Annotated in this window: 9 protein-coding genes; 1 reads left to right on the top strand and 8 read right to left on the bottom strand. The window is 31.8% G+C overall.

Annotation, left to right across the window (positions count from 1 at the left end):
- Positions 1-52: 52 nt before the first annotated feature.
- The 6 genes from ACZDYH_RS18720 to ACZDYH_RS18695 all read right to left on the bottom strand — a co-directional run bounded on the left by ACZDYH_RS18720 (position 53) and on the right by ACZDYH_RS18695 (position 7,479).
- Complete coding sequence (locus ACZDYH_RS18720; RefSeq protein WP_474886933.1) at positions 53-2,398, bottom strand: hypothetical protein; 2,346 nt, start codon at positions 2,396-2,398, stop codon at positions 53-55.
- A 151-nt stretch (positions 2,399-2,549) separates the two neighbouring features.
- Complete coding sequence (locus tag ACZDYH_RS18715) at positions 2,550-3,863, bottom strand: S-layer homology domain-containing protein (protein ID WP_474886931.1); 1,314 nt, start codon at positions 3,861-3,863, stop codon at positions 2,550-2,552.
- A gap of 255 nt (positions 3,864-4,118) precedes the next feature.
- Positions 4,119-4,514 carry a DUF4320 family protein gene (locus ACZDYH_RS18710; protein WP_459070485.1) on the bottom strand — a complete coding sequence of 132 codons (396 nt, stop codon included), beginning with the start codon at positions 4,512-4,514 and terminating at the stop codon, positions 4,119-4,121.
- A gap of 25 nt (positions 4,515-4,539) precedes the next feature.
- Positions 4,540-4,989 carry a hypothetical protein gene (locus tag ACZDYH_RS18705; RefSeq protein WP_474886929.1) on the bottom strand — a complete coding sequence of 150 codons (450 nt, stop codon included), beginning with the start codon at positions 4,987-4,989 and terminating at the stop codon, positions 4,540-4,542.
- A 16-nt stretch (positions 4,990-5,005) separates the two neighbouring features.
- Positions 5,006-6,499 (bottom strand): hypothetical protein, encoded by a 1,494-nt coding sequence (locus tag ACZDYH_RS18700; protein WP_474886927.1) that lies wholly within the window; start codon positions 6,497-6,499, stop codon positions 5,006-5,008.
- A 32-nt stretch (positions 6,500-6,531) separates the two neighbouring features.
- Positions 6,532-7,479 (bottom strand): hypothetical protein, encoded by a 948-nt coding sequence (locus ACZDYH_RS18695; RefSeq protein WP_001002561.1) that lies wholly within the window; start codon positions 7,477-7,479, stop codon positions 6,532-6,534.
- A gap of 2,580 nt (positions 7,480-10,059) precedes the next feature.
- On the opposite strand from ACZDYH_RS18695, the gene ACZDYH_RS18690 reads away from it, so the two are divergent.
- Positions 10,060-10,800: a MerR family transcriptional regulator gene (locus tag ACZDYH_RS18690; protein WP_434714726.1), complete on the top strand. Its 741-nt coding sequence runs from the start codon at positions 10,060-10,062 to the stop codon at positions 10,798-10,800.
- Between the two features lie 34 nt (positions 10,801-10,834).
- On the opposite strand, the gene ACZDYH_RS18685 is transcribed toward ACZDYH_RS18690, so the two are convergent.
- Both ACZDYH_RS18685 and ACZDYH_RS18680 read right to left on the bottom strand, forming a co-directional pair.
- Positions 10,835-12,289: an FtsZ/tubulin family protein gene (locus ACZDYH_RS18685; RefSeq protein WP_001097036.1), complete on the bottom strand. Its 1,455-nt coding sequence runs from the start codon at positions 12,287-12,289 to the stop codon at positions 10,835-10,837.
- Positions 12,290-12,293: 4 nt separating this feature from the next.
- Positions 12,294-12,716 (bottom strand): hypothetical protein, encoded by a 423-nt coding sequence (locus ACZDYH_RS18680; protein WP_001006726.1) that lies wholly within the window; start codon positions 12,714-12,716, stop codon positions 12,294-12,296.
- Between the last annotated feature and the right edge of the window lie 798 nt (positions 12,717-13,514).

The raw sequence follows: 13,514 nt of genomic DNA, 5'->3' as shown, positions 1-13,514 counted from the left end.
TAAGATGAATATATTATTGTGTCGATTCAATCTATTATACAATACTACTTAACTATTTTCTATTCTTCATATAGTACCAGTTTGATAAATCAGTAATAATATGTTCCTTTCCAACCCAGTTCCAGCCTGGTGTTTGTACAGGAAATGGAAGATCTGCAAGCACCCTTCTCTTTTTAAAGTCATCGTATGCGACCCCTTTAATTTCTACCTCACTTGTCAGGCATAAGCTCATTTCATTTATACCTGCTGGTTTTGTTTCAACATTGAACGCATATTTCCCATCTTTCGTTTTTAATGGTGCATACCATTTGCGTTGGCCATCAATAATTTTTTCTTGACCATCCCAATATAGAGACTTAGTTGGTCTTTTGCTATCGAAAACATGTCCTGTTATTTCAGACATATACATATTTTTAGGTTGGAATTTTGATGCTAATCCAGTATTAGAAACAGCCTCTAAATCTTGTGTTGTTTTTAGCCCTTCATCTGCAAATGGATATTGTGCCGTTGCTGCTGTAAATACACCAGGATAATTTTCATTCCACTGATTTTTATATGTTCCATTTACTTGATACGAAAAGCCATAGCCACTATGAAGCTTAGAAGGTGATAGATCATCAATACTTCCATTTAAGGTTTCATAGAACATTTCTCCCACTGTGTCCTCTTTTGATACACGTTCACTTACTGTTTCTACCACACCTTTTACACTCGTTACACCGCACATCCCTTTTTCATGAGATGGTGCATAGATAGCTGTTTTAATAGGATTGTTTTTGTATGTGGTTTCTTCTACATCTAGGCGATTACTAGCAGGATTAATTTCTGCTTGAATTGTTCCTTTCCCCTTATGCTGCCAGTCAAGCTTCAGGGTTTTCTTTTCTCCCTCTGTTAATCTTACCTTTTGTGATGCGACTTGTTGTCCGTTATGTTTTAACACAACTACTGTTTCAGGATTTGTATATTTTTCCTCTAATACGTCTAACTTTTTAATTTTATTCTTCTCTTTTTCTAGTTTCTGCCTTGCATTATCTAGCCTACTTGCCGCACTATCTAGTTTATTTTCTTCCCAAGAGCAGTCTCTATCGTAATAGTGATGGTTCCCTTCTGCATCTATCTCATGAATTGGATTACGACGGCAATAACTAAGACTAGACTGCGCACTATCTCTATCAGATTCAGAACTATTTACTTCTTGCTGAGACATATTAATATTGTTGTTTACCTTAGCTCTATATTGATCACGTTCTAGTTTAAAATTATCACGTGATACATCTACTCTTGTTTTGATATTCTTTCCTTCTCTTGCGGTTTCGCCTTCGATTCTGTCACTAGAGAAATCAATTTTATATTTAAAGTCATCTTCATCGCCTGGATCTGGGTTAGGTGTTACTTCTGTACCACAGTTATCATCTATAGTGAAATCAACAGTTTTCTCGTTTGATTCCCTCTGAACAGCATCAAGTACTTTAATTCTCGTAGCATATCGGCCACACATTTGTGGTTGCCACTTTAGTTCTTCTGACTTAAATTGCCCTGCATCACCTTCATATGGTTTTTGGTTATCTTTTTGTGGAGTTGAACGTAAATAATTTTCTTGATGATGCACAATTTCGCCATCTTTTATAATATCAAGCATCCACTTCACTCGATTACGTTCACCTGCAGCTCTTTGATAAGGATTTACTGTTGTTCCATTAGGATCTCGGTCATTGTATCCTTTATTTTTACTTACATACTCAAAGCCGTTAAATGTAAATTTAACAGGGACATCTTTTTTTCCACTCTTGGCTTTAAAATCTTTTATTTCAGGTTTACTTGTGCGTACATACCACAAGCTATACCTATTCACACCATTTACACCACCAGCACCTGCGTACCCACCAGAAAGATAGGCTATGTCTCTAATCCAGTAGAACTCTCCATAAGATTTATCTGAAAACCCATTTTTAATCCTATGCGGAATTAAATTTCTTAAAACGAATTTAGGGTTACCCCAATATTTACTTGCAATTATATCGTTTGTAATTCTCTCCATTTCGGTTACCATACGATCTCCCACTGTAACTGAAGGATTAATATAACCATCATTTGAAATACGAACAAAGGGTTCTGAATGGTCTTCATTTTGGATGAGGTTTTCCCTCGAATTCCCCCAATTAAAAGAGCCATTGTACACAGCAGGAAAATGTAAATCCGCTTTATAATCAAACTCTGTTGATTTATAACCACTTCCTGCTCTAAGTAACTTCCCATTCAATTGTAATTCAGGTGATTTTAAAGACGTGTCTTCATTTCCATTATAAAATGGAATGTCCCCATTATTTGCACTTGCTATTGATGGCCATACCAACATCACCGAAACACACGTTAATAGTATCTTTTTTCGCAGTCTCATAACCTCTCTCCTTTTAACATAAAAAAGGACACACCTGTACCTTGGTAGGTACGTAAGGTGTGTCCTTTACGCAAATAAATTATATATATATCAGTTAATTATTATATTACATATTTAAATATATCGAATATATCTTTAAAATGCAATAATATTATACACGCACTTGAATGTACATCATATGATCAGCTGTAGAGTGCCCTACACGAACTTTATACTTTCCTTTTTCATAGTTATTAATTTCTTGAGCATCTACAGTTTCCTGAATTTCTTTATCTAGAATTAAATCTGAATTTAACATAGTAGTCCACTTTTTAGCTAACTCAATAGTTGCTTCGTTATTATCTAGGAAAATAATTTTAAAATCATTTTCACTTACCGCATCAATATAAACTTGTGCACCAATTGTACCTGCTGGTAAGTACATATTTTTATCAATCAGTCTAATTGTTCCATTTAAATCTGCATACTTAAGGTTAGTACCATATTTACTATTCACACTCTTAATAAGATTTTGCGCTTCTGTAGAAATGGATTTTTGGGCTATCTGGTTTTTCATAGCGTTTGGATTATACGTAACTTCCTCCGTAACTAAACCTTTATCTATGCTTGATGGTAAATTTGTATCTGGTTTTGTTTCAGGTTTTGGGTCTGGCTTTACTTCTGGTTTTGTTTCAGGTTTTGGATCTGGCTTTGTTTCAGGTTTTGGGTCTGGCTTTACTTCTGGTTTTTCCTCTGGTTTTGTTTCAGGTTTTGGATTTGGTTTTTCTTCTGGTTTTTCCTCTGGCTTTGTTTCAGGTTTTGGGTCTGGCTTCACTTCTGGTTTAGTCTCTTTTTCTACTGCATTAATAGAGTTATATAAGAACTGACTATACGCTTCACGTGTTACAAACATTTTTGGAGAATACATATTACCTCCTGTACCAATAGTAACTCCATTTTCCTCTAATGCGCTAATTGCACCGTAAGACCAAGAATTTTTATCAACATCTGCAAATTTTGTTGTTTTCGTTGCCTTAAATTTAAAAGCATTTGTAAGTACTTGTGCCATTTGTTCACGAGTTAAAATATCATCTGGACCATACTTCCCATCACCAAATCCATTCACAAGTCCTGCTTTAGCAAGTGCTAATATTTCTTTTTCAAACAAATGTCCTTTAATATCAGTAAACGGATTTTTGAAGCTAACATCTGCATCTGCTGGTTTTACGTACATATAAATCATACGAGCAACTTGCCCACGAGTTACATTGTCACCAAAACCAAAGATATTATTTCCGTATCCTTGCACTACTTTACGATTTGTTAAATCATAAATTGCTTTTGTAGACCAGTGATTTGCTGGAACATCATTGAATTTTAGTGAATCTGTGTTATCAGCAGCTTTCGCTGTAAATGCTCCTGCTCCTAATAGTGAAGTACCCATAATTGTTAGTGCTGTTGCTGTTCTTAAAAATTTGTTTGCCATTGTTTGTTCCTCCAAATATATTAGTTTTTTCATAGATTCCTTTATTGTACCGAATTTAAATATAAAATCCATATAATTCAACATATGAATTTATGAATTATTTTTTTTATAACCGCTGTTCTTTAAAGAAAATATTACCATATAGAAATGAGCTTGTATAATATTTATATATTTTTATTGTTAAATGTATTTTTCTAGCAAAAAACTACACTTTTCAGTATAGTTTTTTACCTCTTTTTATACATATTGATATTTTCAACGGAAATAAATTTGTCCCATTCCATCTTTGTTAGCCCATATCGGTGCTTTCACACTATCTATCCCTATCATTTTAAAAATAAAGAAGTGATGTTCAGCTTTTATGTTAAAATTCAATGGCTGATTATGATCTACGCGCCCTTTTGTGTATTCATATTTCCATCCATCCATATTCTGCTCTTTCATTTTTTTCTCTATATCAGGGATTAGATTTACGTTTTTTCCTTCATACGTGTACTGAAAACCACCTGTTTTTTCTGCTAACTCTACTGTACTAGAAGCAAAATCATGTGCCTTTATTAACTGCATTCCATACAGTACACCTTCTGGTATAAGAGTTATCAATAGTAAAGAAAGTGTTAGAAAAAGTGCTGTTGTTACTGTATTTTGCATTTCTTACACACCTACTTTTTCGTATTTATTTCACGTTTCCTCCAGCTTTCTTGTTGTCAGAATCTGCTTCATAAATAAATATGTGTTTTGCGTTACTCTTTATGCTGCCTTTCTTTTCATCAAATTGTTTAGTATAACTAGCAGCTTCGGCTTCTCCTTCAACCGCAATCATTGCAGGTTGCTCTTGTACACCATGTACAGAAAACTCTCGTTTTGATGCCGGATCCTTAAATGTTGCATTTTGGTTATAAGACTTTTCAAATTCTTTCTTTGCGATTTCTGTTTCAATAGCAATTTCTTCTTGTACTCGTAAAACACCTACTTTTACGGATTTATCCATTGCTGTACTTCCAGCACGTTCTAGTGCAGACTTATTATCTGTGTGTGTCGTATCTCCAATAATCATATCTGTCATTAAGAATAAACAGCCGACAAATAATAATAATGAGGCGGCACCTATAATAAATTTTTGCATTCCTCTTCACACTCCATTAACTTTCAGACTTTCGAAATCGAAATCCACTTAAAATGGAACTTTTCTTTTGGTTCAACAATTGGTTTGGTAGCAGCAACTCTGCTATTTCCTTCATTATTCCTTCTAACTCTTTATAATAGTTCCGACTAGATAGTAACGTACTACTATTTAATTGAGATTCAAATACATCTTCTATCTCATATGTTGGTAAAGCAGTTAATACCTTATCTCCAAAACATTCTTCTACTACTTCATGCTTTAAAAGTGCAGAAGAAAACTTATTCCCAATGATTCTCGTTTTCTCTAAATCTAAGTAAGAAACGAGCTTTCTCTCTTTTGGTGTAAGAGGATGCGCTATCTTTAGTAATTGATGCAGATCTGGTTCCGCTACAAAGAATATGTAATCCACCATTTCACAGATCTCATGGTATAAATCTTTATCCCAATCGCTCCCTGCATCAATAATAGATATAGGTGCTTCTTGGTTGGCCAATAAAACCTTAATAAAATGGTCGAAGTCCTGCTGTGTTTCGTTTTTCAGCTCTTGGTCCACTATAGGATTCTTTACGATATAATTTATTCTTCCTTGCTTCCATTTTGGAATTGATAATATATCAGATTCCTTCTGTAGCATCTCTTTATATCGCTGCAACATAAATTCACTACGATAGTTTTCTGGTGCTTCTGTATATCCCTTTAATAACGGATACGTATAACCATCATCATATAGATTCTCTATATAATTCACATCAATCTGTAGTTCATTTAAGTAAGCAGCTAAAAGATGTGAAACAAAAGTAGCACCACTTCTTCTGTTCATACTGGCCACAACTATTGTTCTTCTTGGAATGGCAATACCAATTTGCTTCTCATATACCGGCTCAAAAACCAATTTATACTGTTTTTTTATAATTGGTGCTTTTGGCGTTTCCTGCTGGATAGACTTACTCTTTGGTTTGTTTTTAAATAATTTAGATTTAGAGGGAAGTTTAATGTTGCTTCCTTCCTCTAATTCACTTGATACTTCCTCTTCTTCCTCATCAACAGAAACTTCGTGCAATTTCGTATGTTGCGGTGCCTGACTTGCTCCTACAATTTCCACTACATTTTTAATATCCGATTCCTGTAGCAGCTGCGGGATGACTTTATTATCAATATCAATTTTACGAGAGTTAAAAATGTCATAGATACCTAGATAAATCAGTTTCGCTAAAAACTCATCATCATTTTCACGCTCTGTAAATACTACAATTCGAATATCCTTCTGAAAGCGAATGTCCCTTAACTTCTGTAAGATAATTAATTCCCGCTTATCTTCGTGTCCCGCATCAATATTTAATCGTTTGTCATTAATACATAGAATATCGGGTTTTTCCGTATCCAGAATTTCATCTAAATACTTGATGTGCATGACATCACTATCAGCTACTTCAAATCCCGCACCAATAAAATCCTCACGCAAATATGCCGTATACACAGAATCACTAATAGCTAATACAATCTTTTTCATTATAAAAAACTCCTCTTTGATAGAAAATCGCTTTAAAGTAATAGCATGTTTTCAAAAGGCACATTTGTTGCATTTTGTATTTTTGTTAATAGTTCGGTGAGAAGCGCTTCTATTTCAAATCCATCCAAATTACATGGCATATTATCAATAAGGTTATATTTGACTCTAACCTCTAAACGATCTTCGATTTCTTCTAACGGTACCTCACTAAATAAACTTTGTTCATATATAAATCCATCCCGAAGATTTTTTTGTATTTCTGTCTTGTCTTTGTAAACAATGGTTACTTGTGCTAATTCAATAAAAGGGTTATCTAAAGTTAATTTCGTATTCCAATTTAGACTCCAAATTTCACAGCGGCCGTCTGCATGTACAACATTAGCAGCTACAGATGGAGTAATTGTAAATAAACGATCTACTGGAACATTTGTAAAAGTAGTTGTTTTTCCTTCTACTACTTTCAGTCCTCTTTCCTCACGTTCATGCTCAAGTGCAATTTCCGCACCAAACAATGCAATTTCACAAAATACTTGCTCCATTATGGGTTTAATGCCTTCATACGTTCGAACAGCAAACACACTAAATTCTTGTGTTTCATCCGTTCGAACTAATTCATAAATGCTAAATTCCGCTGCATTTACAATTGCAAAAGGAATATCTTGTACAAAATTAGGATTTGTAAATAGAGAATCCGGAATCACTGTCTCTGGATGTTTGAAAAACTCTAAACCAAGCTGATATCCTTTTAGAAATGCATTCTTAGCAGCAGCTGGGAATAATGTTTCAAACCTTTTGAGACTGCTTTTAAATTGCTTCTCTTCGACCTCGTTATTAAATTCTCTATCTTGTAAAATGTTTACACGATCAGCAAGCAGTAAAAAATAGTAGTTAATAAGAGAATTAATTCTCTCCTCAAAAACTTGATTATCTTTACAATATTTATCAAATCTTCTTTTGCTTTCACTAATAATTTCATTCATTCTTTAATACTCTCCTTATCATTTTCTAGTTATTAAATAAAAAAAAGACACACCAATGGCAGGTATATGCCCTCGGTGTGTCCGTTTAGCAAGAATTAAATATCTCTCGATTCGTATATTAATTTTAAACAATGAAACTTATGTATAAGATTATCTCTATAATATCTAAATGTCAATACTACTTCGCAATTATTAATTAAGCTCACAAAAATAATGCTTCTAATTGATTAACCTTTTTCTTTTTTTGCATATGTCATTTAATCACCTAATTCAGGTAATACTATTAGTATATCTAAGTACAGGATTTTCATACCAAAATTTCGATTTATATTTACAACTAAATTTCAAAAGTAAAAAACATTCATTTGATATATTCCTTGCCTTAGAAAACTTTAGATATAAAACAATCTTTATAGTACTCATAACATAACTAACACCAAACAACTAATACATATTAATGTTATGTAAACAATCAAGCGGTATAAACACGTTCATTGATATTAACACATCAACTGACATTGACATGAAATCCTATATTGAGAGATAAATATAAGTTAAACTAACCCAGCCAGTTCATACCTAAGCCAACTTACTAATTACATATTTCGCAAACAAAGATTATAAAATAGCTTTTAGATTCCTATTTTAGTTATTAGACAAAAAGGAATGCTAATGATGAATATACATCCATAACATGTTTTTCTTGTAAGAATTAAAATGACTTTTAGTTTGCGCATGCTTAAAAATTGAATGACGCACAAAATCATTTCTATTATAGCTAAATTTCAAAACCATTTCTTTCACTCAAATACTATAAAAACTACAATCTATAATTATAGATTGTAAAGATATCATCAGTACTTTTTTATCATAAAAAAACTCATACTTATAGTATGCCCAACTAAATAAGTCATATACCTGAACATTACAACTGCTATTTATAACTAAAATTCAAATATGCTACACCATTCTTTTTATAAATCTCCTTGATCAAGAAGGTTTCAAAGAAAATCTATCTCTATTTAATTTATTAACACAAGAAGTACATAACCCAGATATGTTAATGTTATATAAACAATTATCCGACACTAATGCTCCTGATTGAAATTGACATATCAATTAACATTGATATGAAACGAAATAAAAATGTGTAGATGTTAATTTCATATCAATATTTTATATATTATATCAATTCGATGGCACTCAGATGTGAATTAACGTAAAACCATTTGGTAGATCTACATTTATTATTATTATTATTAGTTAATAGGATGTAACAACTAGCAAACCAGCGCACGCTATATTTTATTACCAATTACTTTTATTAACTTTTTAAGGAGGTTTAAGTCATAAACACCCATTAGAATAACTAGCATCTCTAAGTCAAAATGGTAGTTTCTATCTCTAATCAACATGACATTAACAATTAGGATGATCCGTCCTTAGTTTGAATGGTTTTTGTTAATGTTATATTAATCTCATAGCGATTTCTTATTTCATGTCAATGTTATCTTTATGGATATTCGAAGTATACTTATCTAATTTTGGTTAACATATCAATCTCATCATCTTATTTATGATCTTATTATTATATACAAGCATGTACTAGAAATCGGATATCTACAAAAAACACTACCATGATTATTCTAGTATTCTAAGTCAAACTTTAGTATCTTAAAAACTTCCTTAAAATTACCCATAAAATCCTTCGTTTGCGATTCACATTTCATGTTAAAAGGTAATCTTTTTAGATCAACATGTAAACATAGGGTTAATATGCCTATTATAGTTAACAAAACATTAACAATAGGCATTTGTGTGTTGTTAGAAGAGTGTTTTAGTATTCGTTTCATGTCAATGTCATCTTTTATATCAATGTCAATTCTCGGGCTCAGTTTGTTCTTAAATACCGATAAATTCATTTTGTTGATACTGACTATACAAATTTCTATCATGACATGCAGTATACAACTTAAATTGTACATTCTATACTAAATTAATATACATAAGTAGATCCGCAGCAAGTAAATAGGGAGTAGGAGCGAACCTCTTCAAAGTATTATGATTGTGCTCCTATATCCTTAAATACTGTTTTGTTTATTGAACAATACTAAATCTACATTAATATTATTTTACTTTTTACTAGTTTTTATACGCGATAATTCCATTTTGGACGTTACTATGTGTATTTTCCGTTATATACCTGGATTATATCCTTATAACTTATTTACAAAATAGCTTTATTTCCTTATCATTAATATTAAGTAGCCTAATTTGTTAATCTCATAGCAACTATCAGTAGTGCTACTAACATAATATATATATTCCCATTAACAAAACATTACCAATTATACATTTCAAATTGGTAATAAAGTTACTAATTCAACTGAATTTTATACCAAACGTTAATGTTTTGTTAACAAGTATATGTTTACATGTTAATTTCACATTTCATGTATTTCATTGAATTGGTAGGGATTTTTACAAATATTATCGAAATACTAGCTAACATGTTAATTTCAGCTCACATGTTAATTATAATTAGTTGTTTATGAGTTGATTTTTGAGGAGGTAGTTACAATGATTGAGCAAAAAAATGAAAAACAAGACCATCAAATTAACGATGATGATATATTAGATGATAATGTTTTCGAAAAAGCATGGCGGATAACAGAATTCTCAAAACTAGTAGGACGTCATCATAATACAGTTTATAATTGGTTCAATATCCTAGAAGAAAAGGGACTTCATGAAACTTTAAGAACTCAAAATACAAATGAAAAACTCTATAATGCTTTAGACCTTGAAATTGCTCTATTTATAAAGCAGAAAAGGGATGAGAAATGGTCTTTAGATGCAATTATTGACCTTTTACCACACCAGTTTGATTTAAGACCAGTGTCACCAGAACATCAAACAAATGAGGTATCCACTGAATTAAACCTTCAAGCTACTGCAGAAATTATTGAAAAAATGGTAACTAAACAGTTAGAAGAAAAAATAAAACATATTGAATCTCATTATGAAGAGAAGGTAGAGAGTATATTAAAGCAATTACCACAACCTGAGGATGTAGAAGCGCTAAAATTACGCCAACGCCAAGATAGGCTTGATAATTTTATTATTGAGCATAGAGCACGCCAGGAATTAAGAAAACAAGCAGAGAACTTATGGAATAATAAACCTGAGGAAGAGCGTACTAGAAAAGCAGGCTGGTTTAAAAAAGAGGAAGATTTGAGTAAAAAACAACTCTTCATAGAGCAGTACATACAAGATAATATTATTGAGCATATAAAATCTCTTATGAATTCAGTTGAATAATAAAAAAGTCTGGAACTTAGTCCAGACTTTTTTATTATTTTGTAGTACCAAACATTTTATCTGGATCTAAAAAATCTGCTAGATCTTCATCTTCATTTGCTCCAGCATTATTGTTTTCTTCGTCACTACCCATATCGATAAAATCTCCAAATGCAAAACCTAAATCCTCATCCTCATCTATACTTTCAATCGTACTAATTTGAGACTTTTTATACTGAATTTGGCTTTGTCTTTCTTTAAACTCATTAAATTCTTCAACTAAACCTTTAGATAATCTCGATGGTAATGCATCAGTTTTATAGAACGTATATACACTTCCTAAGAAATCATTCTTACTCACCAAATATCCATTAAAGACTGTGCCATTTATAGGTAAATTATTTGAAACTTCTACCTTAGCGTCATCCATAAAGGAATCATTAATATTCTTTTGCTCATCTAGGATAGCAAGCATACCAAAATGATGTACTTTTGATGCTTCAACTGAACCATCATCGTTCTTCTTCATCAAATCAATTGGGGGATGGAAAGAGCTTCCTCTTAATGATTCTTGAAACATTTCTATAATTGCATGGCTATTTTCTATTTGATTCATATTACGTGAAACCTTATTAATTACTAAACAGCCCGTTTTCTCAAGTAAAATACGTTTAAAGTCTTGAGAATCCAGTATTACAGATGTACCAGATCCATTAGCAGCGGTATTTAACTCATGAATAATTTCACTAATACGTTGATTTGCATAATCTCGTGAATTAGCGACACCTTTTTTCTCATTTTCATTTAATTCCTTAAATTCATCGTAAAAATGCTGGTTATCAGCAAATACTACAAATGCTACACCTTTTGATTTATCATTTGCTAATTTCCAAATTTCCTGTGAAAATTTATTTACTTGTCGTAATACATCAGGCCCATCCGCTCGGACGGGAAGAGTTACAACAATCCCCATTTTAATAAAGTCTTTGCGCTCAATAGCATTTTCAAAGGCTATTCTTGCAAACTTTGCCTGATTCGCCTTAATTTCAGCCATTGGATATAGCTGCGCAACCTTTTGTAATTCTTGTCTGATTACTGGCTTGTTATGAAAAGCCGAAAATTCTTCAATGGCCTTAATGATTGTAGAAGTTCCAGTTCCTCCACCTAAACCTGCAAAAAATAAAACAAGTTCATCCGTAGGTCTTACACGTTCAGTAATAAATTCTTTTAGCTTTTCTTTTGCTTCCTCATTTGAATCAAGGACTTTTACTGCACGCTCAGGGTTCTTACCTAAACCACCTAATTTCAGTGAAACTTGATTACTTTTTGGTACATTTTTTAATTCAGCTAGATCGCCATCATTACTATTTAGTGCTAAGCAATTATATACTGCTGTGCCATCTGTATGTGTATATTCCGCAAATTTATCTACCATTCTAGTACCAGCTTGACCAAAACCGACCATCGTCATTTTAACTGCCACTTCATTCTTTAAGAAGTTTTTTGCCATTATTTTATCTCTCCTTATTTATCTTTTTTCTTTTCCCTAACTCAATCAGTACTTGTTGCCCTCTATAAGTTGAGATCAAAAATTTATATGGGTGCATGGTTTTTTCATAGATTAAAGACATTGATGATAGCGTACTTACACTTATTTCAGCTGAACGTCTAGATATATTCGTACGTTCAACCTCTAATGAATAGGATTTTCCCTTTTTTTTCTTTACTCTCCTATCAATAACTACATTTTCCACTATTTCATTAATAGATATGCCCCTCATGTACTTCGTCTCTTGAAATTGTTTATTTACTATGTTTCCTATGTATAGAAATACACTATAGAGTATCTCATCTTGTTCAAGTATATCAGCAAACATGTTTACTACTTCATCTGCAAACTTGATTGTTTGATATTTTTCACTTAAAACTTCGTTCAAGTTGTCCCCCCCTTAAAACACTGGTTAATTATTCCTAGAAACATAGTACATCATTACACGTCGTATATCAAGTCATTATAAATAAAACTTATATACAGGACTTATATATAAGTTTTATAAAGATAAAATTAGAATTAATCTATATTTTATAAGGGCTTAGATGTACGACGTATATATAATGCGTATACATGTTATATCAATCTTAAATTTCATGTGATTTACATTTCAACAAAAATCATTAAAAAATCCAGATTAAAATTTCAAAAAAACGATTAAAAACCGCCTATTTTTTCAATATAAAAACCCAAGAAAAACTTATACATCGTATATATAAGTTTTATATATACGATGTATAAAAAAATGCTTTTATATCAATATTAAAACAAAAATCTTATTATCCAATTAACATAAAAGTTGTATATAAGTCTCTTATATACAACTTTTATATAAGATGTATTTATACAACTTACATAATCCAGCTTCACTTTTTGTAATTTTCCAACATCTTATATTGGTCATGTGTATTTATATTACTAGGGAGATTTCAAAACGTTCTTATAGCAATTCACACTAAGGTTTACTTTATTAACTAGCTGTTTTAACAGGATTTATTACTTATAAGGCCGCTCATTGTTAATGTTATGTTAATGCGCTGTTCTTCACTTAGTACTTGTTAGTTCACATTATTATATATGTTATAAGAAAAATTACCCTCTGTTCCTCATTTGAATTCAATTCCTTGTCAATTTCATTCATTCCTTGAAAACCAGTAGAAGAGGTTGTTAATTTCATATAAAC

This window comes from Bacillus sp. EB V-12 (assembly GCF_056158125.1).
Note: the sequence above shows the minus strand (reverse complement) of the source record. Positions and strands in the feature narration are given on the sequence as shown.